Below are 26,356 nucleotides of genomic sequence, written 5' to 3' on the forward strand. Positions count from 1 at the left end.
CGGAACAACGGGAGTTTCATGATTCGCAAACATGGGGATTCGTTCTGGGGGGGTATCGTCAAGGCCCTGGGACTTGTATTCGGTGACATCGGTACAAGTCCGATCTATACCCTGACCGTGGTCTTCACCCTGACCAAACCGACCACCGCCAATGTGTATGGCATCCTGTCCCTGGTTTTCTGGACCATGACCATTTTGGTGACGGCCGAGTACGCCTGGCTGGCCATGAGTCTGGGCAGAAAGGGCCAGGGGGGCGAGATCGTTCTGCGGGAAATCATCATCAAACTCTTCAAAAAGGGGCGGATGCTGGCATTTGCCGGCTTCCTCTCGTTTCTCGGGGTGTCGCTGCTGCTTGGTGACGGAGTCATTACTCCGGCCATCTCGATCCTCTCGGCTGTGGAGGGCCTGCTGCTGATACCGGGCCTGGAGACGACCCCCCAGAGTATCCTCGTGTGTATCGCAGCGATGATCGCCTTTACCCTCTTCTTCTTTCAGTCCCGCGGCACCGACAAGATGGCCGGCGTGTTCGGCCCCGTCATGATCCTGTACTTCCTCTCGCTACTGATATCGGGGGTGGTCTCGGTCGCAGAGACTCCCGACATTGTCACCGCCGTCAATCCCTGGCATGCCTTCGAATTCTTCCGGAACAACGGCATTGCCGGGTACTTCGTCCTTTCAGAGGTAATCCTCTGCTCCACCGGTGGGGAAGCCCTTTATGCCGACATGGGGCACCTGGGCAAAAAGCCGATCATCCGGGCCTGGTACTTTGTTTTCGCAGCCCTGTACATGAACTACCTCGGGCAGGGGGCCTTCCTGCTGCGCCATCCCGACACCCAGAACATCCTGTTCGGCATGATCAAGGGGCAGGCACCGCTATTGTACATCCCCTTCCTGCTCATAACGATCCTGGCCACCATCATCGCCTCCCAGTCCATTATCAGCGGCGTGTTCTCCATAGTCTACCAAGGCATCACCACCCGACTGATGCCCCTCTTCAAGGTCGATTACACCTCCAGCCAGATTCAGTCCCAGATCTATATCGGGGCTGTCAACTGGACCCTGATGGTGGCGGTCATCTTCGTGATGTTCTTTTTCCAGAAATCGGGCCACCTTGCGGCTGCCTACGGCATGGCGGTCACCGGTTCCATGACCATCACCGCCATCATGATGATCATGGTCTTTTCCAAGACCACCAAACGCTGGAAAGTGCCGATCGTGGTGGTGATCGCCCTGATCGACATCGTCTATTTCACCTCGACCTTCTCCAAGTTCCCGCACGGAGCCTACTGGTCCATCATCCTGGCCTCCATTCCCTTCTCAACCATACTGCTCTGGACCAATGGACAGAAGGCCCTCTACCGGGCCCTGCGCCCTCTGGAGATGGACATTTTCATGCTCTCTTACGAGCAGATCTATGCCAAAGGCAAGAATATCCCCGGCACCGGCCTCTTTTTTCTCAAGGGGCTGGACGTAATTCCCCCCTATATCGTCCATTGCGTCATCCGCTCCAACATCATCTATGAACGCAACATCTTTATCTCCATCGTGCGGACCGACGAACCGTTCGGCACATCCGTGTTCCACAAGCGGGATGTCGGCCCTGGGCTGGAGTTCTTCGAGATCAACGCCGGTTATATGGTCGTGCTTGATATCGAGGGGACTCTCAAGGAGCACGGTATCCAGGAAAAAGTCATTTTCTATGGCATCGAGGACATTGAAACCAGGAACCCCCTCTGGAAGCTGTTTGCGCTGCTCAAGAAACTGACTCCCAACTTCGTGCAATTCAACAAGCTGCCCGCTGCAAAATTGCAGGGGGTTGTCACCCGGGTGGAGATGTAGGGAGACTGTTAAAGTTAAGGTCAAGGTTGAGGGAAGGCAGGCATCTGATTTTCGAACACGCCTTGCCTGGAAAGCGAATCGTATATGACACATTGGATTCTGTTGCTGGTTTCGCTGGGGATCATCCTGCTGGGTGCCACGGTTTTCACCAATGGCCTGGAATGGTTCGGTAAGAAGATGAACCTGTCGGACGGCGCTGTCGGCAGCATTTTCGCCGCCGTGGGCACCGCCTTGCCGGAAACGCTGGTGCCGATTGTGGCAATCATGTTCGGATCTCCCGAGGCGGGCCACAAGATCGGCGTGGGCGCCATCATAGGCGCCCCCTTTATGCTGGGGACCCTGGCTCTGTTCATCAGCGGCATCGCTGTTGTACTCAACCGCAGAAAAAGGGAAGACTATCCCATCATGCGTGTCGATACGGCTGTCATGCGGCGCGATATGGAATATTTCCTGGTACTGTACGCAGTAGCCATCCTGGCTTCGTTTCTTAACGGACATCCGGTCATCAAGACCTTCTGCGGGCTGGCACTTTTCCTGACCTACGGCGGCTACGTGCTCAAGACGCTCCGCTGCGAGAACGATGCATGTCACACCGTCGAGGAGTCCGATCTGGATCCCTGCTACTTCGCACCCAAGTCCCATGATCCGCATATGAGCATCATCGGACTCCAGGTTTTCGGTTCGCTGCTGCTGATTGTGTGGGGTTCCTACATCTTCGTGGAAAAGGTCCAGATCCTTTCGCTGCAGATGGGCATTTCCCCCTTCATTCTGGCCATGATCATCGCGCCCATTGCAACCGAGCTGCCGGAAAAGTTCAACAGTGTGATCTGGATCAACAAGGGCAAGGATACTCTGGCAATCGGCAACATCACCGGCGCCATGGTCTTCCAAGGCTCGGTGATCACCGCGCTGGGCATCATGATGACCGAGTGGCAGCTGAATCCGGCCGCACTGCTGACCGTTGCCCTGACATTCGCTTCGGTCGGCATGGCATACGTTCAGATACGCTGGAAAAAGCACCTGACCCCCGGGACGCTGCTGGTGGGGGGGGGATTCTACCTGGCATTTGTGGTACTGGTTCTGCTGGGAAAAATCTGACGGAGAGGTTTTCCGTCTGAAAAGGAGAGAGATGAGGGGCGGTTATGAAGGGGACCGAAGAGTGGAGAGCAGGTCCCCTTGGCGCGTCCCCCGCCGCTCGAGTTCGGCATCGATCAGGTTGAGCACTTCGAACTTCTTCAACGACCAGAGTGGCGCCACGAGATTGTCATGCCCCCCGTCGCCGGTCAGGCGGTGGATCAGGATGGCCGGATCAAGCCGTTCCAGCACGTCGCAGACTAACCCGGCATACCCGTCCCTGTCGAGCAGTTCGACCCGGCCCTGCCCGTGCATCTCCGCCAGCCGCGTACCCTTCATGACATGCAGCAGGTGCAGCTTCACACCATCCACTCCCAGGCGATTCATCTCCGCAACGGACGCCAGAATATCTTCCCGCGTTTCCCCCGGCACCCCCAGGATCAGGTGAGCACAGACCCGCAGGCCCCGTTGCCTGGCGCGCTCAATCGCAGCTGCGGAACAGGCATGATCATGCCCCCGGTTGATCCTGGCCAGGCTGCCGTCATGCATGGTCTGAACCCCGAGCTCGAGCCACAGGTAGCAGCGCCGGTTCAATTCTCCAAGATAGTCCAGGACATCATCCGAAAGGCAGTCAGGTCTGGTCGCAATGATCAGGCCCACGACATCGGGCACTGCCAGGGCTTGCTCAAAGAGCGACCGCAGATGCGCGACAGGCGCGTAGGTGTTGGAGAAGGCTTGGAAGTAGGCCAGGAACCGTGCTGCCCGGTACTTGCGGATCATGACCTCCTTGCCGTCTTCAAGCTGGTCGGCAATTCCCAGGCCACGTTTGATGCCGTGGGACCCCGAGCCATGCCCGCCGCAAAAGATGCAGCCGTTCCTGCCGAGGGTGCCGTCCCGATTGGGGCAGGTAAAGCCCGCATCGACGGAGATGCGCTGGACCTTGCAGCCGAAGACGCGTTTCAGCTCGTCCGAGAAGGGATTATAACGCTTGGGAGATGACATGTGTTTGGAGTCGAGGGCACCCGCTGAACTGGTTCATGCAGGCTAATACTTTTTCTCGGGGCGCTCCAGCCAGCACTGTGCTGTGGCAAGAAACCGCAGGAACTCGGCGGCGAACAAAAACTTGGTCAGTGGTGTCGGCACGCTGATGAAGTCCTTGCCCCGCCCTACCGTCAACGCATATCCGCTTTTACCACCCCGCTCCCATTTTTCGACCGACAGAGTCGTGACCGTCTCCTCGCCCTGCGCGCCGGTGGAAAACTTGTGCGGGCTCAGCTTTTCCTTGCAGGGTACCGAGGAACCCGCGACCTGATCGATCATCAGTGCCAGACCAAAAGCCTCGTCCGGTTCGCAGATGAATCGGATCTGGGTCACCTCCTCAGGCTTGGAGCGGGGAGTGAGCTTGAAGAACCGGAGGCTGATGCGACCGGCTCGCTCCGTAGTCCGCCCCTGCTCCTCATGCACCTTGACGGCGGTTCCGATCTCCACTCCCGTGGACTGTGAAAATATCTGGTAGCAATGGTTGCGTTTCAGATCATCGGGCTGGGGCATACTGTCCTCCTTGTCCGTGAAAGCGACCGTCAGGGCAATGGTTCGAACCGTACTCTATAAGTACCACAGCACTGCAGTGCAACAAAACGATATCTTCCTCCGTTCATCCGGCTGTTATTGTTCCGGGAATCACGAGAGCGGGAAAGGTGCCCACAACGGCGAGCGATAGCGGGCGCGGCCAAAGCGGCGGCAGGAGGGGGGAAACCTGTCAATAAAAAAGGAGCGGCATGGCTGCCGCTCCTTTGATGATCTTTATAATGCGGTAGAATTATTTTCTGGCTCTACCGGCGACCTGTACCCTGATCATGGCCCGTTCAAGCGCCGCTTCGTAGATCTTGAACTGTTTGTCCTCGGGGCTCAGCTTCTTGAGAGCCTCCTCGGCCCTGCCCAAGGCGGCCTTGGCGCGTTCGACGTCGATTTCCTCAGCATATTCGGCAGTTTCCACCAGAACGATGATCTTGTCGTCCTTGACCTCGAAATATCCCCAGTTGAGCGCCATACAGACTCCGACGCCATCGTTCTTGTAGCACAGCTCACCGATGCTGAGGGAAGTCAGAAATGGAGCGTGACCAGGCAGAATGCCGAATTCGCCTACTTTACCCGTAGCAGTGACCTCATCCACCTCGGTGTCGACCACCTTCTTGTAAGGGGTGACTATTTCCAACTTCATCTTTTCAGCCATTATATGGTCCTTGCAGGGGGCAGATCAGGCATCTGCCCTGTCTCGGGCACCCGCAACGGGATGCCCCTACATGAAATTATTAGACAGCGGCCAGCTTGGCGGCCTTCTCGATGGCCTCTTCAATGGAACCGACCATGTAGAATGCCTGTTCCGGCAGACTGTCGTGCTTGCCGGCTACGATTTCCTGGAAACCCTTGATGGTGTCCTTCAGCTCGACGTACTTGCCGGGGGAGCCGGTGAAGGCTTCGGCAACGTGGAACGGCTGCGACAGGAAGCGCTGGATCTTGCGGGCACGGGCAACTACCTGTTTGTCTTCCTCTGAGAGTTCGTCCATACCCAGGATGGCGATGATGTCCTGCAGGTCCTTGTACTTCTGCAGCACGTATTGGACCGAACGGGCCACGGCGTAGTGCTCCTCACCGATGACCTGCGGATCGAGAATACGGGAAGTGGAGTCCAGCGGGTCAACGGCCGGGTAGATGCCGAGTTCGGCGATCTGACGGGAGAGAACCGTGGTGGCGTCCAAGTGGGCGAAGGCGGTGGCCGGTGCCGGGTCAGTCAAGTCGTCGGCCGGAACGTAGATGGCCTGAACCGAAGTAATGGAGCCCTTCTTGGTGGAGGTAATGCGCTCCTGCAGCTCACCCATCTCAGTTGCCAGCGTAGGCTGGTAACCGACGGCGGAAGGAATACGGCCGAGAAGTGCCGAAACCTCGGAGCCGGCCTGGGTGAAGCGGAATATGTTGTCGACGAACAGCAGAACGTCCTGGCCTTCTTCGTCACGGAAGTATTCGGCAACGGAAAGCGCGGTCAGGGCGACGCGGGCGCGGGCGCCGGGGGGCTCGTTCATCTGGCCGTAGACCAGGGCGGCCTTGTCGAGAACGCCGGACTCCTTCATTTCTTCCCACAGGTCGTTACCTTCGCGGGTACGCTCACCGACGCCGGCGAAAACGGAGAAACCGCCGTGCTGCTTGGCGATGTTGTTGATCAGTTCCATGATCAGAACGGTCTTGCCGACGCCGGCGCCGCCGAACAGGCCGATCTTGCCGCCGCGGGCGTAAGGGGCGAGGAGGTCAACGACCTTGATGCCGGTGGTGAAGGCCTCGACCTTGGTGGACTGGTCTTCGAAAGCCGGCGCCTCACGGTGGATGCCGTACTCTTTTTCGTTGCCGATCGGGCCCATCTCGTCAACCGGCTCGCCGATGACGTTCATGATGCGTCCCAGGGTCTTGTGACCGACCGGAGCACAGATCTGCTTGCCGGTATCGATAACAGCCTGGCCGCGCTTGAGACCATCGGTGGAGTCCATGGCGATGGTGCGAACCGAGTTCTCACCCAGGTGCTGGGCAACTTCCAGCACCAGATTGTTCTCGCGCTCATCAATGGCCGGATTGGTGACCCGGAGTGCGTGGTAGATCTCCGGCAGTTTGCCGGGTTCGAATTCGACGTCGACGACAGCGCCGATGACCTGCGATATTTTACCGATGTTCTGACTCATGGAACGGTGTCCTCCTGCGGCCGTGCGGCCTATATAGTGATTCGTTTCTGTTAGCCTTTGATAGATTCGGCGCCGGAGATGATTTCCATCAGCTCGGTCGTGATGGCAGCCTGGCGTGCACGGTTGTACTGCAGCGTCAGCTTGCCGATCATCTCGTTGGCGTTTTTGGATGCGCTGTCCATGGCGGTCATGCGGGCGCCGTGTTCGGCAGCCACCGACTCCAGCATGGCCTTGAAGATCTGCACTTCGATGTTCTTGGGCAGTATCTCGGCCAGAAGCTCGCTGACGGAAGGTTCGTAGATGTATTCAACGGGATTCTCTTCGGTAGCGGCCTGCTCTTCCTGCACCACCGGCAGCAGCTGCTGGAAGGTGATGTCCTGTGACATGACGGTACGGAAGGCGTTGAACAGCAGGACGACCTGATCGTACTCCTCGGCAAGGTACCCGTCGATCACCTCGTGTGCCAGCATGGCCGCGGTCTGGTAGCTCGGCTTGGCCAGGACGTTGGGGAAATTCTTGGCAACGCTGTGACGGTTTTTGAGGGTTTCGTACCCCTTGCGGCCGACGGTCATCAGGGAAATCTGATCGAATTCGCCCTGCTTTTCCTTTATGAAGCGTTCGGCGGCTTTGCAGAGGTTAGTGTTGAAACCGCCGCACAGACCACGGTCGGAGGTGACCGCAACCAGCAGAAGCTTCCTGCCCTCGCGCTTTTCCAGCAACGGGTGCAGATCGCCTTCAAGGTTGCCTGCCAGAGACTGCAGCACCTCGGCCAGCTTGCCGGCGTAAGGACGGGCAGCGACGACCGCCTCCTGGGCGCGGCGCAGCTTGGCGGCCGAGACCATTTTCATGGCCTTGGTGATCTGGCGCGTATTTTTAACGGATACAATCCGCTTCTTTATGCTTTTAAGGCTTGCCATGTGTCAAACCGTCCTTAGTCTAAGCGGTGAATTCTTTCTTGAACTGATCCAGGCTGGCGACCAGCTTGGCCTTGAGTTCGTCGTCGATCTGCTTCTTCTCGCGCAGTTCGGCCAGCACGTCGGCTTTGCGGTTTTCGAAGAAAGCCATCAGTTCGGATTCATATTTCTTGAGGGCCGAAACCGGATAGTCGTCCACATAGCCGTTGTTGGCGGCAAAGATAACGACAACCTGCTTTTCAAAGCCCAGCGGACGGTACTGGGGCTGCTTGAGGATTTCGACCAGACGCTCACCGCGTGCAAGCTGCATCTGGGTGGCCTTGTCCAGGTCGGAACCGAACTGGGCAAAGGCGGCCATTTCGCGGTACTGGGCCAGGTTGAGGCGCAGCGTACCGGCAACCTGCTTCATGGCCTTGGTCTGGGCGGCGCCACCGACGCGGGAAACCGAGAGACCGACGTTGATGGCCGGACGGACGCCGGAGTAGAACAGGTCGGACTCCAGATAGATCTGGCCGTCGGTGATGGAAATAACGTTGGTCGGGATATAGGCGGACACGTCGCCTGCCTGGGTTTCGATGACCGGCAGAGCGGTGAGCGAACCGGCGCCGCAGGCGTCGGACAGCTTGCACGCACGCTCCAGCAGACGGCTGTGGAGGTAGAAAACGTCGCCCGGGTATGCTTCACGTCCTGGCGGACGACGGAGCAGCAGGGAGAGCTGGCGATAGGCAACGGCCTGCTTGGAAAGGTCGTCGTAGATGATCAGGCCATGCTTGCCGCTGTCGCGGAAAAATTCGCCCATGGTAACGCCGGTGTAGGGGGCAATGAACTGCAGCGGAGCCGACTCGGAAGCGGTGGCGGCAACAACGATGGTGTAATCCATGGCGCCGTGTTCCTGCAGCTTGGAAACGACCTGGGCCACGGTGGAACGCTTCTGGCCGATCGCGACGTAGATACAGATAACATCGCCACCCTTCTGGTTGATGATGGTGTCGATGGCAACGGCGGTCTTGCCGGTCTGACGGTCGCCGATGATCAGCTCGCGCTGACCGCGCCCGATCGGAACCATGGAGTCGATCGCCTTGAGACCGGTGGCCATCGGCTGATGAACCGACTTACGGGCTACGATGCCGGGGGCCTTGATCTCGACCTTGCTGAAGGTATCGCTGTTGATCGGACCCTTGCCGTCGATGGGCTGGCCGATGGCGTTGACCACGCGGCCGACCAGGGCCGGACCGACCGGAACCTCGACGATGCGGCCGGTGCGCTTGACGGTGTCACCTTCCTTGATCTCGGAGAACTCACCGAGAATGGCGGCACCGACGTTGTCTTCTTCAAGGTTGAGAACCATGCCGCTCACGCCGCCGGGGAACTCCAGCAGCTCGCCGGCCATGGCGCCTGCCAGGCCGTGGATACGGGCAATACCGTCACCAAGGGAGATGATCGTGCCGGTCTCCGACACTTCAACTTCCTTGCCATACTCCTTGATTTGCTTTCTGATGATCTCGCTGATCTCTTCGGCTCTGATTTCCATAGAAGCTCCTACCCCTTCTGTAATATATCCTGAATCCGTTTTAACTGAGTCTTGACGCTGTTGTCGTAGGCAATGTCGCCGATCTGTGTCACTACCCCACCCAGCAGCGATGTATCCACTGCCACCTGCGGGACGACCTTCTTGCCGGTTTTCTTCTCCAAAGCCCCCTGAATCGAGGCCACCTGGCCGTCTTCCAGCGGGAAAGCGGTGGTGATGACCGGGCGGATCACGCCGGAGAAGTCATCAGCCAGTTTCTCGTAGGTTTGAACGATCTGCCCTAGAAAGGCGATACGATTCTTGTCCACCAGGAGCAGCAGGAAGTTGCCCACCAGCTCGGAACAACCGGCCTTGGCAACCAGTTCTTTCATGATGGCGCTCTTCTGCTCGAGAGTCAGCGCCGGATCGGCAAAGGCGGCCCGCAGTTCGGCATTTGCAGCGAACAGGCGGTCAACGGCGGCCAGCTCCTCGCGGAAGCGGTCGACCAGCCCCCCTTCGGCGCCAAGCTGCACCAGCGCCTTGGCATATCTTCTCGCAATCGTGTTGTTGATCACTGGATCTGTACCACCTTGTCAAGATATTCACCGACAAATCGGTCGTGGTCATTCTTCTGGATGGCGCCGGCCAGCTTGCCGCTGGCGATTTCAACGGCCAGACGGGCCGCTTCCGCCCGCAACTCGTTGCGCGCCTTGAGCGTTTCCTGCTCAGCCGACAGGGCAGCCTGGGCCACGATTTTCTCTGCAGCACTCCTGGCCTCGGCAATGATGCGGGCCTTTTCCTGCTCACCCTCACGAACAATGGCGGCATGCAGCTCATCAATCTCTTTGGAGGCCTGATCAAGCTTGCCGCTGTATTCGGCCAGCTTTGCTTCAGCAGCCTCGCGGGCGGCCCGGGCATCCTTGAGGTCCTTTTCGATCTGAGCCTGGCGATCGTTCAGCGAACCTTTGACATTGGCCTTCTTGAGCGCCCACACCAGGATCCCGACCAGCACGGCAAAGTTCAGCACACGCCAGCCAAAGTCTTTCATCTGGGCGGCCTTGTCAACGTGATGGGCACCTTCGCCCCCCTCGCTGGCAAAACCGGCTGTTGCAGCCAGGGCAACAACGGCAACACAGACCAGGGAGAACAGGATTTTCTTGCTGCGTTCGGAAAGCATCGGCATGACTACAGACTCCTCCCCAGGATTTTCTCACAGATATCGCCGGACAGGGCCTCGGCCTGCTTCTTCAGCAGTTCGCGCGCCTGGGCAGCCTCGGAAGCCACCCGGGTACGAATGGACGCAAGCGAATCGGAAGCTTCCTTGCGAGCCTTTTCCAATACAGCGGTTTCTTCGATCTGGGCCTGTTTGAGCGCCTCTGCACGCTGGTTGCCGGCTTCCAGCTTCGCTTCGTGCAAACGGGCTTCGTAACGGGCCATCTTTTCCTGAACCTCCGCATCGACCGCAACCGTTTTCTCGCGAGCCGACTCGACCACCTGACGCCGCTCCGCCAGCACCTTGCGGATCGGCTTGTACAGAAACAGGTTGAGAATCAGAACGAGGATGCCGAAGTTAACCATCTGAATGACAAATGCCAAATTTAATTCAATCACGACCTACCCCTTGCAGGTATCCTGAGTTGTATACTGTATCCCAGACAATCTGAGCCTAAAACAGAGGTTAGCTATCATACTTGTCGTTACTGTGTCAAGAAAATTAGAACCGGACACTTGCCAGACGCGAGATCCGTGGTAAGGCCCGAGGCCTCAGACATCCAGCAGATCTATGATGCGGGTCAGCTCGTCGGAGTCGCTGAAATGGATCTCCAGCCGCCCCCCCTTCGAGCCTGTTCTGCGGATTGCAACACGGGACTGGAAGCGCTTCTGCAGCTGCTCTTCCAGCGAACTCATCAGCAGGTCCGGTTGCTGCGGACGCTTGCTGACAGCCGGATGGGGATTGATCTTCAGACGCCGCACCAGGTCTTCGGTCGAACGGACGCTGAGCTGGCGCTGCAGAATCTCGCGGCGGGCCTTTTCGATCAGTTCTTCAGCTTCCAGGGCAAGCAGGGCGCGGGCATGTCCCATGCTCAGGCGCTCCTCGACGATATCCCGCTGCACCTCGTCCGGCAGCCGCAGCAACCGCAGTGAATTGGTGACGGTCGTACGGTTCTTGCCCACCCGCCTGGCAACATCCTCCTGCGAGATAGCCAGATGCTCGACCAGAGAGCGATAGGCCTGGGCCTCTTCGATTGCATTCAGGTCCTGACGCTGAATGTTCTCGATCAGCGCCAGCTCCAGCACAGCCTCTTCGCTGGCTTCGCGAATGACAACCGGCACCTCGCGCAGGCCGGCCTTTTGGGCCGCCCGCCAGCGGCGTTCACCGGCGATGATTTCGTAGAAACCGTTCTTCTGGGTCACCACCAGGGGCTGGATGATGCCCTGTTCTCGTATCGAGGCAGCCAGCTCTTCGAGCTTTTCGGGCGAAAAGTTCTTGCGGGGCTGATTCTTGTTGGGACGGATCTGCTCGATCGGGCAGATAAAATATGCCGCCTGATCGGCAACTGCATCGGAAGCCTGCAGCAGCGCAGCCATTCCCTTGCCGAGGCCACCTTTTTTAAGCACCTGGCGCCTCCCTCTGGATGATTTCACGGGCGAGCTGCAGATAGCTGGCTGCTCCGCGTGAACTGATATCGTAATAGATGACCGGTTTCCCGTGGCTGGGCGCCTCTGCCAGACGCACGTTGCGGGGAATGATAGACTCAAACACCTGGCCCGGGAAATGGGTGCGGATCTCCTCCGCCACTTCCTTGCTGAGGTTGCCGCGCCCATCGTACATGGTCAGCAGGACTCCTTCGATCTTCAGCGCGGGATTGATCATTTTCCGGATCAGCTTGATTGTATGCAATATCTGCGAGAACCCCTCCATGGCGAAAAATTCGCACTGCAGCGGAATTAGAACCGACTCAGCAGCGGTCATGGCATTGATGGTCAGAAGATTCAGCGACGGGGGGCAATCAATAATGATGTAACGATACTGTTCGACCAGCGGAGACAACACGAATTTGAGCTTATGCTCGCGGCCGATCTCCGACGCCAGTTCCAGTTCGGCACCGGCCAGATCGGCATTGGCCGGCATGAGATGCAGAAAGGGATGGCCGGTGTCGACAATCAGACCGCTTGGATCCGCCTCATTGATCAGAGCGTCGTAGATGGTTTGTTTCAGCCCAGCCTTATCCACCCCGACGCCACTGGTGGCATTGCCCTGCGGATCGATGTCCACGAGCAACGTCGGGCGTTCGGCAGCAGCCAGCGAGGCTGCCAGATTGACGGCAGTGGTAGTTTTGCCCACGCCCCCTTTCTGATTGGCGATGCAGATAATTCTGGACATGTGTGTGCTGGTTTCCCGCCTGGTGCGTTTGATGTTATACGTAGTTCAGATGCGCGGCGTGTCGGGGAAACGGGAAATTACCACACATCAACCGGTTTGAAAACGATTTTTTAAATGGCCGTCGGGACAGCACTTCGGGAAAGGGAGTCAAAGACAGTACGATCAGAATGGCTGTTTTTTGACTCAGGTCAAAGTCGCCGGACGGGAAACGCTTTAATAGTGAAGGCGACTCTATCCCAGGAGAAATCGATGAGATTCACGCACACGACGCTGCTGGGCAGCCTGCTCGCCCTGCTCACGATCCAGCCCGCATCCGCCTTCGAATGCAAGGTCTGCCACAGTAAAAACCCCAAAATGGTGGCAATGCACAAGGCGCTTCAGGGGCAGAATTGCTTCGGTTGTCACCGGCCGGGCGAAAAGCTGATGGGCAAAGGAACCCCGAAAGACAGGGAGAGTCTGCTGAAACGGCGGATAACTGCGGCGGAGTGCCTGCCGTGTCACGGCAAGCGGTAATCGAGGCCATACTCTTTCATCATGGCGGCGAAGAGCCCGTCCGGCAGGGCTGTCAGGCGTATCTCCGTCCCTTTCTCATTCCGGAACGCGAGCGCTGCACAATGCAGCATCATCCTTTCACCCGGTTCGCCTTCGTAGGTCTTGTCCCCCACAATCGGCAGCCCACAGGATGCCAGGTGGACCCGGATCTGGTGGGTGCGCCCGGTCAAGGGGCGTGCATTCACCAGTGAATGCCCGCCGGACGCCCCAACCAGACGGAACTCCGTAACAGCCGATCGCCCCTGGGACATGATACCGTAACGGGCGGACCCGATCTTGCCGATGGCCCCATCCACACGCCAGACTTCCTGCTGAGGCTGGCCGCTGACCAACGCCAGATAAAGCTTCTCCACCTGCCCGTCGTGAAAGCGCTTTGAAAGCCAGGCAGCGGCTTGACGGTGCTTCGGAAACACCATAACGCCGGAGGTGCCGCGATCGAGGCGATGAATAATCCGGGCTGGTTCCTTGCTCCCCTGTTGGCGGAAATATTCCGCCACCCAGTATTCCAGGGTGCCCTTAAGCTGATAAGGGGTACGCTGGGTATTGACGCCGGCTGGCTTGTTGAGCGCCACCAGATCGCGATCCTCATACAGCAGCGCCTCCTGGGGCAGCACCAGTTCGCGGAAGCGTCCCGGCTCCATTACTCCCACTTCGATGACATCGCCGACCACGACGGTGCGGGATGCAACCCGCACCATGCTGTTGTTGACGGCACAGCCCCCGCGGTCGATGATGCGACGGGCCTCGGATTTGCTGAGGCCGACGAAGAGCGCCGGGATGACGTCGTCCAAACGCCGCCCGCCGGTGGCCTCATTGACAGTTTCTCTGCGGATCATGCATTTGTACTACCCCGTTTCCGGACCTTAATGCAAACAATTTCAGGTGACGAACCAGTGCCACTCTGTTATTTTGTCCCGCTATGATTTTCGATACCGATGCCGATATCGTGGCGCTGCGCGGGCCGGTACCGCTGTCGCATCTGTTCCTCCGGCGCTTTGTGGGGCCGGGAAGCAACGCTGTCGACGCCACCTGCGGCAACGGCCACGACACCCGCCTGCTGGCCGAGCTGACGGGAGCGTCCGGCCGGGTATGGGCTTTCGACATTCAGGAAGAAGCGATCCGTGCGACAGGCGACCGTCTCGCCCAGGCAGGCTTGAGCGGAAGGGTCAGCCTGATCCAGGGCGGACACGAAACCATGGCCGAGCATGTCCCGGCCACCCAGACCGCGATCGTCTTCAACCTCGGCTATCGCCCGGGAGGAAACCGCAGTATCGTCACCCTCCCGGAAACGACCCTGGCCGCCTTTCGACAGGCGCTGCAACTGCTGCTGCCTGCCGGCATCCTGGCGGCAACCGTCTACCCCGGACATGCGTCGGGGGCACGGGAGCACGACATGATCGAGACCTGGGCCGGCCAACTGGAGCCACAGGCATTCCACGTCTGGCGCATGGGACAATTGAACGCCGCCACCGGCGCGCCCTATTTCATCCTGATTCAGAAGGCAGGCTGAACATGATCCGCTCACTGCTTCCCTTCATAGCTATCCTTCCGGCGCTGGTCTACAGCGTACTTTCATTGTTCTGCGCCCGACGGTTTTTCAAGAACCAGGGATCGGGGACCAGGAACCGGGAACCGGGAACGGCCACTGCAAAAACCGATTCTTCCCTGGTCCCTGGTCCCCGGTCCCCGATCCCCGGTGTCACCATTCTCAAACCGGTCAAGGGAATGGATGCAGAGAGTTTCGAGAACTTCAGCTCCTTCTGCCGCCAAGATTACCATGGCGAGTTGCAGCTGCTGTTTGCCGTGGCATCCGCCGACGACCCGGTCGTTCCGGTCATCCGGCAACTGATCGAGGCCTTTCCCGGGCACTCCATCTCCCTGGCCGTCAATCCGGCCATCCATGGCCCCAATTATAAGGTCTCCAATCTGATCAACGCCTATCCCAAGGCGTGCCACGACATCATCATTGTCTGCGACAGCGATATTCGTGTCGCGCCGGACTGGCTCTCCCGCGTGACCGCGCATTTCGACGACCCCCAGGTAGGCCTGGTGACGTCCCTCTACCGGACCTCGCGGGTACACGGCATCGCTACTGCAATCGAAGCCACCGGATTCACCACGGAGATGATCCCTAATGTGATGGTGGCGCTGCAACTGGAGGGGCTGTCGTTTGCACTCGGGGCATCGATGGCGGTCCGCCGTCAGGCACTGGCCGGCATCGGCGGCTTTCAGGCGCTGGCCGATTATCTGGCTGACGATTACCAGTTGGGCAACAAGCTGCACCGGGCTGGCTGGCGCATCGCCCTGGATGACTGCTTCGTCGAAAGCATGATGAAGACCGAGGATCTACCGGCAGTCCTGGCCAGACAGCTGCGCTGGGCACGCACCATGCGGGTCAGCCGTCCCGGTGGCTACCTGGCTTCGGGCATCACCCTGCCATTCCCCGCCGTTCTGCTGGCGGTATTCACTGCCGGCAGCGCCTCCACTGCCGTTGCGGCAGTCGGGCTGCTGTATGCCGTACGCATGGCCATCAGCCTCCACTTCAGCCGTTGCCTGGTCCGGGACTGCCTGCTCCCCCACTGGCTCTGGCTGATCCCGCTGCGTGACATGCTCTCCTTCTGCTCGTGGTTGCTTTCGTTCCTGGGCAACCGCGTCGAATGGCGCGGCAACCGCTTTCGCCTCAGGCCGGGGGGCAAGCTGGAGGAGCTGGTTTGAGCGCCAGTCAGCATTCGCACCGTGCTGTATACCGAATGTTCCTCCTTTACTTTTTCGATTAAAATATTGTATAAGTGACTTTTTTTCGAGGTGCTTGGTGTCAGCTCTGGTTCAGACCATAGGACAATGGACCATCGGTTCGGTACGCGAACTCGGCAGGATGGGATGGTTCATGATCTACTCCCTCTATGCCATCTTCCGCCGGCCGGGCCGGCCGGTGCAGATCCTCAAGCAGATCAGCTTCATCGGCGCAAAGTCCCTGTTCGTCATCTGCCTGACTGCGGCTTTTACCGGCATGGTACTGGGACTGCAGGGCTATTACACGCTGGCCAAGTTCGGATCGGAAGGCATGCTCGGTACCGCGGTGGCACTTTCGCTGATCCGGGAGTTGGGACCCGTCCTGACGGCCCTGATGGTCACCGGCCGGGCCGGCAGCGCCATTACCGCCGAAATCGGCATCATGCGCATCAGCGAACAGATCGACGCCCTTGAAACCATGGCGCTCGATCCCTTCAAGTACCTGATCACTCCCAAGTTCATCGCCGCCTTGATCGCCCTGCCCCTGTTGTGCGCCATCTTCGATGTCGTCGGCATTTACGGCGGTTGGCTGGTGGGGGTCAAGCTGCTGGGCGTCAACCCCGGAGCCTATTTTTACGAAATGGAAAAGTCGATTGTCTGGCGGGATATCTATTCCGGCATAGTCAAGTCGATATCATTCGGTCTTCTGATCGCCTGGGTGGGCTGTTACAAAGGCTATTATGCCGGGCACGGGGCCGAAGGAGTTTCCCGTGCCACCACCGAATCGGTCGTATTGACCTCGGTGCTGGTGCTGGTCTGGGACTACTTCCTGACATCGGTGCTGTTATGACGGCACAGCAAAAGGTCCATCTACGGCGTTGCAAAGCGCCTTCGTCACTGCGGCGTACGACCCTCATCCTATCCTTCTCCCAGCGGGAGAAGGCATACCATTACCCTCTCCCGCTGGGAGAGGGTGGCCAACGGCCGGGTGAGGGGCCTCATTCCTCAGTCGCTTCGCGCCTTGTATCTGGGGCCTTTTGCTGTGCCGTGGAGATAAATGCCACATGATCCGGCTGTACGACGTACATAAATCGTTCGGCGACCAGAAGGTGCTCAGGGGGCTGAACCTGGAGATTCCTGCCGGGCAGATCACCGCCATCATCGGCCCCAGCGGCGAAGGCAAGAGCGTGCTGATCAAGCATATGATCGGACTGCTGGAGCCTGACCGCGGGCGGATCGAAGTGGAAGGCGAAAGCATCCTGGGTGTCCGCCGCTCGACGCTGAACCGGATCCGCGAAAAATTCGGGATGCTTTTCCAGAATGCCGCGCTGTTCGACTCGATGACCGTCTTCGAGAACGTGGCTTTTCCCCTGCAGGAGAAGACCTCCCTGTCCAGGGACGAGATCAGCGCACGGGTATATTCCGCCCTGGAAGACGTGGGGCTGAAGAACGTCGGGCAGAAATACGCCGACGAATTGTCAGGGGGCATGAAGAAGCGGGTCGGGCTGGCCCGGGCGCTGCTGCTGAATCCGAAGATTATTCTGTTCGACGAGCCGACCACCGGCCTCGACCCGATCATCAAGCGCGCCATTCATCAGCTGATCAAGGAGACCCACGAGAAGTTCGGCTTTACGGCCGTAATCGTCTCCCACGAAATACCCGATATCTTCGATATCGCCCAGAACGTGGCCATGCTGTACCAGGGCACCATACTTCAGAACGGCAGTGCCGCCGAGATCATGAAGTCCGACCACCCGGTGGTGAAACAATTCATCAGCGGCAGCCTGGACGGACCGATCCGGTTGATATAGTCCCCGCACCGGCAGGCCATCCTGCCGTTGCCCGCTGATGCAGTACAACTTTGAAACAGGTGTGACGCTATGAACACGGCAAAACTTGAAACAACCGTCGGCATCTTCATGTTGGCCGGCATTCTCTGCCTCGGGTATATCTCCATCAAGCTCGGCAAGATGGAGCTGCTCGGCGGTGATTATTACAAACTGACCGCCGGTTTCGATTCGGTTTCGGGTTTGAAGGCGGGAGCGCGGGTCGAGCTGGCAGGGGTGGAAGTAGGGACCGTCGACCGGATCGCACTCGACCCGAAAGGCAATGACCGCGCGCTTGCCCAGCTGAAGATCAGAAGCGGCGTAAAGATTACCGACGACGTGATTGCCTCCATCAAAACCAGCGGCATCATCGGCGATAAGTTCATCATGCTCAAACCGGGGGGATCGGACCGTTTCCTGAAGGATAATGGCAAAATACAGGAGACGGAATCCGCGATCGATATCGAAGACCTGGTCAGCAAATTCATACACGGCAAGGTGGAATAGCAGGAAACTATGAAAGCGCTCGTTTTAACCGTTGTCAGCATCGGGATATGTTTGGCCCTTCCCTACGCCGGCCGAGCTGCCGATGCCCCCCCCGCGAACAAGCTGGTCCTCAGTGTCGAGGATTGCGTTCGCCTGGCTCTGAAGACCGCACCTGAGCTGGCAGAAGCCCAGGCCGACATCGAGCAGACCTCCAGCAAACTGGATGAGGCCAAATCCTACCGGTTTCCCCGCATAGAGGCGCTGGCGCTGCTCGGTCCCGCACCGCAGGCCAATAAATCGGACCTGTTCGGGCCGGACAGGCGCTTCAAGTTCGATGAGCTGACTTGGTTCACCAGTGCCGATGCCACCATCATCCAGCCGCTCTATACTTTCGGGAAGATCTCCGAAAACATGAAGGCAGCCACCCACGGCATCGAAGTGGACCGCGCCCGCAAACAGCAGCGCGCCAACGAGGTTGTGCTCAAAGTCAAAGAGTACTTCTACGGACTGCTGTTGGCCCGGGAAATGAAGGAGCTGGTGCAGGAGGTCAAGGAGAGCCTGGACAAGGCCCGCGACAAGGCCACCATGCTGATCGAGCAAGGTTCCGACAGCGCTGACCAAAGCGACATCTACAAGCTGGACGCGTTTTCCGGAGAGGTGGACAAGTACAAGGAAGAGGCGCTCAAGGGGGAGGCGCTGGCATTGGCGGCGATCAGGACGCGATTGGGTCTGTCACCTGACGCGGCTATCGATATCGATGTCGAGCGGCTGCTGCCTCCTGAAGAGGAAATCCCCCCTCTGGAGACTTTCATTGAACAGGCCCGCAACCGGCGCCCGGAATACCGTCAGATCTCGGAGGGGCTCCAGGCCCGTGCTGCCCTGGTCGAGGCCGCCAAGGCAGAGTATTATCCCGACATTTTCCTGGGAGGACTGCTTTCGTGGGCCTATGCCGATGAACGGGACCGCATCTACAACCCCTACATCACCGACCCCTTCCAGCATTTCAACGGCGGTATCGCACTGGGGGCGCGCTGGAAGCTTGATTTCGGCATAACCGGCGCAAAGGTAGCGGGAGAGCGAGCCCAATACAACCGCCTGCTCGGCACCAAGGAATACGCTGACGCCAATATTCCGCTCCAGATAAAGAAATACTATCTGGAGTTGAAAGAGGCCGAGAAGAGTACCACCGCCACCAGGCAGGCCTACTCCAATGCCAAGAAATGGGCGGTAACCGCCCTGGCCAATTTCGATTTCGGCGTCGGCCCTGCCAAGGACATCTTCGAAGCGTTGCAGGCCTATGCCCGCATGCGGGCCTCCTACTTCCAGTCAATCTACAACTACCGCATTGCCCAGGCGAACCTGGACTATGCCACCGGTCAGCAGCCGGCCATTCCCGCACGATAACAGACAACGGCTGCCGCTGAACATGCGGCATGCCATTCCGGAGGAACCGACTCATGTTGAAGAGAATCATCACCCTTGCAATGACCGGCGTTTTCCTTGCGTCCTACGCCTTTGCGACCCCCACCGATGATGTGAAGAAGACTGTGGACGAGGTAGTCCGCATCGTCGCCGACAAGGATATGAAGAAACAGGAGCAGAAGCGCCGCCAGGCGCTGAAGAAGTCCATCAGCCAGATCTTCGACTACGGCGAAATGGCCAAGCGTTCCCTGGGCAAGCATTGGAACCAGCGTACGCCGGCCGAGCGGAAACAATTTGTGGAGCTGTTCGCCTCGCTGCTGGAGAACTCCTATGCCGGCAAGATCGAATCCTACAACAACGAGAAGATCGCCTATATCAAGGAAACCACCGAAGACGACCACGCCGAAGTCAAATCAAAGGTCATCACCGCCAAACGTGACGAGTTCACTCTCGACTACCGCCTGCTCAAGGAAAACGGCAAGTGGATGGTCTATGACGTGGTGATCGAGGGGGTCAGCCTGGTATCAAACTACCGCAGCCAGTTCAACAGGATCATCACCTCCAACGGCTACAGCGAGCTTATTAAAAAACTGCAGACAAAAACCGAGGAATTGAAGGCTCCATAGCTCCATTAAATTCTTGACACACGCTTCAGGCCTGTGATAAACGACTTTTTCAGCAAGTTTCGGAAGTTCCTGCAGAACGTGGAAGAACCATGAGTTACCAGGCTTTGCGGTTTTCCTGCATCAGACTCCGGAAACTTAAGGCGGTATCCCACATGTCCGGCACAGGACCGGAGAAAAAAAGGAGGTAGGAAAATGGCACAGGGCAAGGTTAAATGGTTCAACGACACCAAAGGTTTCGGCTTCATCGAGCAGGAAGGCGGCGAAGATGTTTTCGTTCACTTCTCGGCGATTCAGTCTGAGGGCTTCAAATCCCTCGCTGAAGGCGACTCCGTGACCTTCGATATTACCCAGGGTCCTAAAGGCCTCCAGGCTTCCAACGTCATCAAGACGAAGTAATCCGGGTCCTATCCGTTACACCTGAAACCCGCTGAGCGATCAGCGGGTTTTTTTATGGCCGTTCCTGCCCCGGACGGGGGGCGCCTTCCGCGGTCCCCGCTCCGTCACCTTCCCTGCAGCAGGGGTCCGGGCGTGCGGAGAGTGTTGGGGGCGCCCCCCCGGCGACAGCACCTCACCCAGATCCTCACGTCCCAGCTCCCGCAGCGCTTCCTGCACCCGTCGGCGCTCATCCGATACATGCCACAGCAGCAACGACTTCTGCAGTCCCTTTTCCCGATCACTGCGCGCAACATATACAGCCTGTCCGCTGTCAGGGTCGATGCCGGTGTGATACATGCACGTGGCCAGCGTCCCGGGGGTGGGGGTGAAATCCTGCACCTGTTCCACCCGCAGCCCGAGCTCCCTGAGGGTTAAGGCGAGCTCCAGCATGTCCTCCAGCCGGCATCCTGGATGGCCTGATATCAGGTATGGCACGATCGCCTGGCGCCTGCCGAGGCGGCTGTTCTCTTCACGAAAGCGTTTCAGGAATCGTTCGAAAGACTTTTTGCCCGGCTTGCGCATGAGCTGCGTGACATGTTCGACCAGATGCTCAGGCGCCACCTTCAGAAGCCCGCTGACGTGCTGCCCGATCAATTCCCCGAAATACTCTGACTGGCGCTCCATCAGGTCGTAACGCACTCCGGAAGAGACCGCCACGTGCCGGATGCCGCGCCGGGCACGGGCTGCACGGAGCAGGCTGACGGCGCGTCTGTCGCTGGTGGTCAGGTGGGCACAAGGCTGCGGGAATAGACAGCTCGGACGCCGACAGGAGCGCCCTGCCTGTTCGTTGCCGCAAGCCAGTCCGTACATATTGGCGGTCGGACCGCCGATATCACTGATGCTGCCGCGAAACCAGGGTTTGGCAGCCAGGGCGTCTACCTCGGCCAGTACCGATCCCTGGCTGCGCGACTGGATCAGTTTGCCCTGGTGCATGGCGATCGAGCAGAAGGCACAGCCCCCGAAACAGCCGCGGTGGCTGGTGACCGAGGTTTTGATCTGCTCCCAGGCCGGAATCGGTTCCCGATAGCCGGGATGGGGCGACTTCACGAACGGCAGGGCGTAGATCGCGTCCATCTCGCGCTCGGAGAGCGGCAGGGCCGGCGGGTTGCAGACCAGCACACGCTGACCGTGGTACTGGATCAGAGGCCGTGCGCAGAAAGGATTCTGCTCCCGTGCCGCCAGCCGGAATGCCTCGGCAAACTTACTTTTGTCGCTGGAAACCTCCTCGAAAGAAGGGATTTCCAGGGGAGGATTCTTCTCATCCTCAAGGAGAGGGCCGGAATGAGGGAGATTGCCCATGATCCGACAGGTGCCCCGCAGGTCGCGGATATCGGCCATCCGTTCGCCATCCTGCATCCGCTGGGCCAGTTCCAGCAGCGGCCGCTCGGCCATCCCGTAGATCAAGAGATCAGCCTTGGCATCGAACAGCAGCGACCGGCGGACCTTGTTCTCCCAATAGTCGTAATGGACAAAGCGGCGGAGGCTGGCCTCGATGCCCCCAATCACCACCGGTACGTCTCGGTACGCCTCTTTCAGCCGGGATGTGTAAATGATGGTGGCGCGATTGGGACGGGCTCCATGGCGGTTGCCGGGTGTGTAGGCGTCATCGTGGCGCAGTTTGCGCGCCGGAGTGTAATGGGCCACCATGGAGTCCATGGCCCCGGCCGAGACGGCAAAGAACAGCCGCGGGCGCCCCAGGGACATGAAGGCCTCCTTGGAACGCCAGTCCGGCTGGGCCAGAATGCCGACCCGAAAGCCGTGCGCCTCCAGCCAGCGCGCCAGCAGCGGTACGCCGAAGGCGGGGTGGTCGATGTAGGCATCGCCGGATACGAATACCACGTCCAGCTCGGACCAGCCACGCTGAACAACTTCTGCTCGGGTTGTCGGTATGAATGTCATGGTGTCATAGTAGTCGGACGAAGGGGAATATGTCAACGCACAGCCCCCTGCCCCGCCCTCGAAGAAACCCGCTGCAGCCTTGGTCTGCGATCTCTCCTGCCTGACGATTCAGAGCGCCGTCTCTTCCACCCGTCGGCAGCCATCCTTTACCCCATGCACCATGAAAGCAGAGCACGCGGTTTTGAGGGGCAGAACCTTCCTTATTGAAAAAATGAGCTATACTTAATTCACTGTTGATCGGGGAAGAGGCCCCGGTCTCTTCGGCACCACACACCCTACTACAGAAACCAGGAGGTACCGGAACATGAAGCTCCTCATCATCCAACCCACTACGAGCTTTCAGGACGGAACCCCCTACCGGACCAAACGGCGCTGGATCATGGGACTGACCCTGCCCTACCTGGCGGGACTGACGCCGCCGTGGGTACAGGTGAGACTGCAGGACGACCGCTACATGGATATCGACTACGGCGGCGGCTACGACTTGGTGGCGCTCACCACCACCATTGCCACCGCGGCCAGAGCCTACGATATTGCAGCCGAGTTCCGCAAACGGGGAACGCCGGTTGTGATGGGGGGCTTCCACGCCTCCCTGCTTCCGGAGGAGTGCCTGGAGCACTGCGACGCGGTGGTGGAGGGGGAGGCCGAATACTCCTGGCCGGAGCTTCTGGAGGACTTCCGTGCCGGAAAAATGAAGCGGCGCTACAAGGCTGCCGAGTTGCACGACCTGAAGGGGCTTCCGGCACCGCGCTGGGACCTGCTCGACCGGCGAAAATACCTAGCCCCCTTTCTCCCGGTAATGACCACCCGCGGCTGCCCTTTCCGCTGCAGCTTCTGTGAAGTGCCGGTGGTGTACGGCACACGGTACCGGCATCGGCCAGTCGACGAGGTGATCGGAGACATGCGCCGGATTCCGACCCGCAAGATCCAGATCGTGGACGACAACATCGCCGCCAGCCGCGACTACGCCAAGGAACTCTTCAGCGCAATGATCCCGCTCGGCGTCCGCTGGAGCTGCCTGTGGACCATCAACACCTCCCGCGATACCGAATTGCTCGACCTGGCGGTAAAGGCTGGGGTATCCCATGTCAACATCGGGATCGAGTCGGTCTCGCAGTCAAGCCTCTCCAGCATCAACAAACGGCAGAACAAGGTCGGCGAGTACGTACAGATGCTGAAGGAGCTGGAAAGGCGGGGGATCTTCTACTCCCTCAACTTCATGTTCGGGCTGGATGAAGACATGCCCGGAATCTTCGCCGAGACAATGGATTTTTTAAAGCGGGTGAACGCCCCCATGGCATTCTTCAACACCGTGACCCCCCGTGAGGGTACGGTGATGCGTTCGCAGCTCATCGAGGAGGGAAGGATCGTCAACCCGCTGGGCGACCGTTACCTGGGCATGCAGTGTCTCTTTACGCCGAAAAACATGACTCCCCAGGCGGTGGAGGAAGGGGTCTGGCGCTGTTTCCGCGAGTTCTACTCCCTGCCGAAGATCGTGAAGCGTTTTCTGTTCCCCCCCAACTCGTACATCGGCCAGGGGCTCCCCTCCAATCTCATCTTCGCCTGGGCGGTACGTCGACGCCGCGACCCAGTCGATTTCTACTGATGCACGAAAAAAAGCCTGCCGAAGCAGGCTTTTTACCATAATCCCGAACGACTATTACGGAAATAGCGCCAGCCCTTCCAGCGCCATGGTTTCGGGCAGTCCGCAGGCGATGTTCATGTTTTGCACCGCCTGCCCCGAGGCCCCCTTGACCAGATTGTCGATGGCGGAGATGACGATGATGCGGCCGGTCCTGGCATCCACCAGCGGTGCAATGTCACAGAAGTTCGAGCCGCGCACGAAGGCTGTCGAGGGGAGGCTGCCCTGGGGCAACACCCGCACGAATGGCTCGCCCGAATAAAAGCGCTCGTACAGCTCGACCAGGTCGGCGGTTTTCATCTCATTTTTGGGCGCAGCATACACGGTGGAGAGGATGCCACGGTCCATCGGCACCAGGTGCGGCGTAAACGTGACGGTCACCTTCTCATCCGCCAGCAGCGACAGCTCCTGCTCGATCTCCGGGGTATGACGGTGAACGCCCCCCACGCCATAGGCCTTGAATCCTTCGTTGACTTCGCAGTACAGCGATTCAACCTTGGCCGAGCGGCCTGCTCCGGTGACCCCGGAGGCTGAGTCGGCAATAATGCTCTGCGGATGAATCAATGCCTCTTTCAGCAGCGGGGCCATGGCCAGAATGATGCTGGTGGGATAGCAGCCGGGGTTGGCCACCAGCTTGGCACCTTCGATCTTGCTCCGTCTGATTTCCGGCAGACCGTAGACCGCCTTTTTCAGATTGCCCGGGTTGAGATGCGGTTCGTACCAGGCCCCGTACACCTCCGGGTCGCTCAGACGGTAGTCGGCCGACAGATCGATCACCAGCTTGCCGAGTTCGAGGAATGTCGGCACCACCTCCATGGCAGCCTTGTGTGGCAGCGCCGTAAAGATGACGTCAGCCTTTTCTGCCACCCGCACCGGTTCCAGGTTTTCCAGCACCAGATCGCAGCGCCCTCTCAAGGTGGAGAAGACATCGGAAATACGCCTGCCAGCGCTCTGTTCGGAGGTCAGGCAGGTAACCGCCGCCTCGGGGTGACTATAGAGAATCCGGATCAATTCCAGCCCTGTATATCCGCTGGCTCCGACAATGGCAACCTTTAGCATACTTACCTCCTGATAGCGGCATTCTTCAACATGGAGAAACCAAAACCCATGGGGGTTACACCCGCAACGACCGTCTGAACCCGTACCGGTCATTGCCCAGTTTTAAACCTTCTGCGTCTCCTGTCTTGCAACGGATGGGCAGTGTAATATTAAAAAAGGGGAAACCCGTACGGATTTCCCCTTGAAGCAAGCTGCGGTGCGACAGTCCAGCGATTAACGCTTGGAGAACTGGAACCGGGCGCGTGCAGACTTGCGGCCGTACTTCTTACGCTCTTTCACGCGCGAATCGCGGGTGATGAAACCGGCCTTCTTGAGGGAACCGCGCAGTTCCGGATCCGTTTCGAGCAGCGCCTTGGTGATGCCGTGGCGGATGGCGCCGGCCTGTCCGGAGTCGCCGCCTCCCTGGACCGTAACATAGATGTCGAACTTGCCAACCGTTTCAGTCAGTTCGAGCGACTGACGAACGACCATTTTGGAGGTCTCGCGGCCGAAGTAGTCATCCAGTGATTTATTGTTGATCGTGATTGCGCCTGCACCCGGCTTGAGCCATACCCTGGCGACCGAACTCTTGCGCTTGCCTGTTCCGTAAAAGCTAACTGCTGCCATATCGTGCTCTCCTCAGAGTATTAAAGTGCCAGGTTCTTGGGCTGCTGTGCATCGTGGGGATGGCTTGCACCAGCATAGACCTTGAGCTTCTTGATCATGTGACGGGAAAGCTTGTTCTTGGGCAGCATGCCTTTGACAGCCTTCTTGATGACGTCAACTGGATTGATTTCCAGAAGCTTGCCAGCGGAAACTTCCTTGAGCCCACCGGGAAAACCGGAATGGCTGTAGTACACTTTGTCCGCCAGCTTGCGGCCGGTCAGCGCGATCTTGTCGGCATTAACCACGACAACGAAATCGCCGGTATCGACACTGGGCGTAAAGATCGCCTTGTTTTTGCCACGCAGCACCTTGGCCACCTCGGAGGCGAGCCTGCCGAGCACCATATCCTGTGCATCGACCAGGTACCAATCCCTCTTCACGTTTTCAGCTTTTGCGACTTCCGTTTTCATAGCATCCTCGCAGTATACTCAACCCGACGTATCAGGCCCTTTGTCTTTTCAAAGAGGTGTAAATTACTTCACTCAATAGATTCATGTCAAGAAAAAAATCTTGCTCCAATTTTGACAGGGGGAACACGGTTGTCAAGCACATCCGTTTCATGCTACAAATCCCCCTCGCACCCG

Annotated in this window: 28 protein-coding genes; 12 read left to right on the forward strand and 16 right to left on the reverse strand. The window is 58.7% G+C overall.

Features of this window, described 5'->3' with window-relative positions; translation table 11 throughout:
- The first annotated feature begins 18 nt into the window (after positions 1-18).
- Both GSVR_RS19275 and GSVR_RS19280 read left to right on the forward strand, forming a co-directional pair.
- Positions 19-1,839, forward strand: coding sequence for a KUP/HAK/KT family potassium transporter (locus GSVR_RS19275; RefSeq protein WP_173195429.1), 1,821 nt, complete (start codon positions 19-21; stop codon positions 1,837-1,839).
- 84 nt (positions 1,840-1,923) lie between these two features.
- Entirely contained in the window at positions 1,924-2,937 is a 1,014-nt protein-coding gene (locus tag GSVR_RS19280) for a sodium:calcium antiporter (RefSeq protein ID WP_173195430.1), read from the forward strand.
- A 42-nt stretch (positions 2,938-2,979) separates the two neighbouring features.
- Here GSVR_RS19280 and GSVR_RS19285 read toward each other — a convergent pair whose 3' ends face one another.
- The 11 genes from GSVR_RS19285 to GSVR_RS19335 all read right to left on the reverse strand — a co-directional run bounded on the left by GSVR_RS19285 (position 2,980) and on the right by GSVR_RS19335 (position 12,447).
- A complete protein-coding gene (locus GSVR_RS19285; protein WP_173195431.1) occupies positions 2,980-3,915 on the reverse strand; it encodes a TIGR01212 family radical SAM protein in 936 nt (311 codons plus the stop codon).
- A 42-nt stretch (positions 3,916-3,957) separates the two neighbouring features.
- Positions 3,958-4,464: a hypothetical protein gene (locus GSVR_RS19290; RefSeq protein ID WP_173195432.1), complete on the reverse strand. Its 507-nt coding sequence runs from the start codon at positions 4,462-4,464 to the stop codon at positions 3,958-3,960.
- Positions 4,465-4,732: 268 nt separating this feature from the next.
- Positions 4,733-5,146, reverse strand: coding sequence for a F0F1 ATP synthase subunit epsilon (locus GSVR_RS19295; RefSeq protein ID WP_173195433.1), 414 nt, complete (start codon positions 5,144-5,146; stop codon positions 4,733-4,735).
- 79 nt (positions 5,147-5,225) lie between these two features.
- On the reverse strand, positions 5,226-6,641 hold the full coding sequence (gene atpD, locus GSVR_RS19300) for a F0F1 ATP synthase subunit beta (RefSeq protein WP_173195434.1): 1,416 nt from the start codon (positions 6,639-6,641) through the stop codon (positions 5,226-5,228).
- A 50-nt stretch (positions 6,642-6,691) separates the two neighbouring features.
- Positions 6,692-7,558: an ATP synthase F1 subunit gamma gene (gene atpG, locus GSVR_RS19305; protein ID WP_173195435.1), complete on the reverse strand. Its 867-nt coding sequence runs from the start codon at positions 7,556-7,558 to the stop codon at positions 6,692-6,694.
- A 19-nt stretch (positions 7,559-7,577) separates the two neighbouring features.
- Entirely contained in the window at positions 7,578-9,086 is a 1,509-nt protein-coding gene (gene atpA, locus GSVR_RS19310) for a F0F1 ATP synthase subunit alpha (RefSeq protein WP_173195436.1), read from the reverse strand.
- Positions 9,087-9,094: 8 nt separating this feature from the next.
- The gene (atpH, locus tag GSVR_RS19315; protein ID WP_173195437.1) at positions 9,095-9,637 is read right to left on the reverse strand and encodes an ATP synthase F1 subunit delta; all 543 of its coding nucleotides are present in this window, start codon (positions 9,635-9,637) and stop codon (positions 9,095-9,097) included.
- On the reverse strand, positions 9,634-10,239 hold the full coding sequence (locus GSVR_RS19320; protein ID WP_370552089.1) for an ATP synthase F0 subunit B: 606 nt from the start codon (positions 10,237-10,239) through the stop codon (positions 9,634-9,636). The genes atpH and GSVR_RS19320 overlap by 4 nt, the downstream gene beginning before the upstream one ends.
- Positions 10,240-10,247: 8 nt before the next feature.
- Positions 10,248-10,673, reverse strand: coding sequence for an ATP synthase F0 subunit B (locus GSVR_RS19325; RefSeq protein WP_173195439.1), 426 nt, complete (start codon positions 10,671-10,673; stop codon positions 10,248-10,250).
- 153 nt (positions 10,674-10,826) lie between these two features.
- Positions 10,827-11,681, reverse strand: coding sequence for a ParB/RepB/Spo0J family partition protein (locus tag GSVR_RS19330; RefSeq protein ID WP_173195440.1), 855 nt, complete (start codon positions 11,679-11,681; stop codon positions 10,827-10,829).
- Positions 11,674-12,447, reverse strand: coding sequence for a ParA family protein (locus tag GSVR_RS19335; RefSeq protein ID WP_173195441.1), 774 nt, complete (start codon positions 12,445-12,447; stop codon positions 11,674-11,676). Before GSVR_RS19335 ends, GSVR_RS19330 begins: the two co-directional genes overlap by 8 nt.
- A gap of 249 nt (positions 12,448-12,696) precedes the next feature.
- On the opposite strand from GSVR_RS19335, the gene GSVR_RS19340 reads away from it, so the two are divergent.
- Positions 12,697-12,960 carry a cytochrome c3 family protein gene (locus GSVR_RS19340; RefSeq protein WP_239077389.1) on the forward strand — a complete coding sequence of 88 codons (264 nt, stop codon included), beginning with the start codon at positions 12,697-12,699 and terminating at the stop codon, positions 12,958-12,960.
- Here GSVR_RS19340 and GSVR_RS19345 read toward each other — a convergent pair.
- Positions 12,945-13,835 (reverse strand): RluA family pseudouridine synthase, encoded by an 891-nt coding sequence (locus tag GSVR_RS19345; RefSeq protein ID WP_173195442.1) that lies wholly within the window; start codon positions 13,833-13,835, stop codon positions 12,945-12,947. The genes GSVR_RS19340 and GSVR_RS19345 overlap by 16 nt on opposite strands.
- Positions 13,836-13,918: 83 nt before the next feature.
- Here GSVR_RS19345 and GSVR_RS19350 point away from each other — a divergent pair, with 83 nt between their 5' ends.
- The 8 genes from GSVR_RS19350 to GSVR_RS19385 all read left to right on the forward strand — a co-directional run bounded on the left by GSVR_RS19350 (position 13,919) and on the right by GSVR_RS19385 (position 20,488).
- Positions 13,919-14,509 carry a class I SAM-dependent methyltransferase gene (locus tag GSVR_RS19350; protein ID WP_173195443.1) on the forward strand — a complete coding sequence of 197 codons (591 nt, stop codon included), beginning with the start codon at positions 13,919-13,921 and terminating at the stop codon, positions 14,507-14,509.
- Positions 14,510-14,511: 2 nt separating this feature from the next.
- Positions 14,512-15,714 (forward strand): bacteriohopanetetrol glucosamine biosynthesis glycosyltransferase HpnI, encoded by a 1,203-nt coding sequence (gene hpnI, locus GSVR_RS19355; protein WP_173195444.1) that lies wholly within the window; start codon positions 14,512-14,514, stop codon positions 15,712-15,714.
- A 97-nt stretch (positions 15,715-15,811) separates the two neighbouring features.
- Entirely contained in the window at positions 15,812-16,582 is a 771-nt protein-coding gene (locus GSVR_RS19360; protein ID WP_173195445.1) for an ABC transporter permease, read from the forward strand.
- 214 nt (positions 16,583-16,796) lie between these two features.
- The gene (locus tag GSVR_RS19365) at positions 16,797-17,543 is read left to right on the forward strand and encodes an ABC transporter ATP-binding protein (protein WP_173195446.1); all 747 of its coding nucleotides are present in this window, start codon (positions 16,797-16,799) and stop codon (positions 17,541-17,543) included.
- Between the two features lie 69 nt (positions 17,544-17,612).
- Positions 17,613-18,065, forward strand: a complete 453-nt coding sequence (gene mlaD, locus GSVR_RS19370; protein ID WP_173195447.1) for an outer membrane lipid asymmetry maintenance protein MlaD — start codon at positions 17,613-17,615, stop codon at positions 18,063-18,065.
- A gap of 9 nt (positions 18,066-18,074) precedes the next feature.
- Positions 18,075-19,448, forward strand: coding sequence for a TolC family protein (locus tag GSVR_RS19375; RefSeq protein ID WP_173195448.1), 1,374 nt, complete (start codon positions 18,075-18,077; stop codon positions 19,446-19,448).
- A gap of 53 nt (positions 19,449-19,501) precedes the next feature.
- A complete protein-coding gene (locus tag GSVR_RS19380) occupies positions 19,502-20,092 on the forward strand; it encodes a phospholipid-binding protein MlaC (RefSeq protein WP_173195449.1) in 591 nt (196 codons plus the stop codon).
- Positions 20,093-20,284: 192 nt separating this feature from the next.
- A complete protein-coding gene (locus tag GSVR_RS19385) occupies positions 20,285-20,488 on the forward strand; it encodes a cold-shock protein (RefSeq protein WP_173195450.1) in 204 nt (67 codons plus the stop codon).
- 39 nt (positions 20,489-20,527) lie between these two features.
- Here the strand turns inward: GSVR_RS19385 and GSVR_RS19390 are convergent, their stop codons facing one another.
- Positions 20,528-22,426, reverse strand: coding sequence for a YgiQ family radical SAM protein (locus tag GSVR_RS19390; RefSeq protein ID WP_173195908.1), 1,899 nt, complete (start codon positions 22,424-22,426; stop codon positions 20,528-20,530).
- Between the two features lie 304 nt (positions 22,427-22,730).
- On the opposite strand from GSVR_RS19390, the gene GSVR_RS19395 reads away from it, so the two are divergent.
- Entirely contained in the window at positions 22,731-24,032 is a 1,302-nt protein-coding gene (locus tag GSVR_RS19395) for a B12-binding domain-containing radical SAM protein (RefSeq protein WP_173195451.1), read from the forward strand.
- A 54-nt stretch (positions 24,033-24,086) separates the two neighbouring features.
- Here GSVR_RS19395 and argC read toward each other — a convergent pair whose 3' ends face one another.
- The 3 genes from argC to rplM form a co-directional block, all read right to left on the reverse strand.
- Positions 24,087-25,127, reverse strand: a complete 1,041-nt coding sequence (gene argC, locus GSVR_RS19400; RefSeq protein ID WP_173195452.1) for an N-acetyl-gamma-glutamyl-phosphate reductase — start codon at positions 25,125-25,127, stop codon at positions 24,087-24,089.
- 213 nt (positions 25,128-25,340) lie between these two features.
- Positions 25,341-25,733 (reverse strand): 30S ribosomal protein S9, encoded by a 393-nt coding sequence (gene rpsI, locus GSVR_RS19405; RefSeq protein ID WP_173195453.1) that lies wholly within the window; start codon positions 25,731-25,733, stop codon positions 25,341-25,343.
- Positions 25,734-25,753: 20 nt separating this feature from the next.
- Positions 25,754-26,182: a 50S ribosomal protein L13 gene (gene rplM / locus GSVR_RS19410; protein WP_173195454.1), complete on the reverse strand. Its 429-nt coding sequence runs from the start codon at positions 26,180-26,182 to the stop codon at positions 25,754-25,756.
- Positions 26,183-26,356: the final 174 nt, after the last annotated feature.

It is taken from the genome of Geobacter sp. SVR (genome assembly GCF_016865365.1).
In the GTDB taxonomy this organism is placed as follows: Bacteria; Desulfobacterota; Desulfuromonadia; order Geobacterales; family Pseudopelobacteraceae; genus Pelotalea.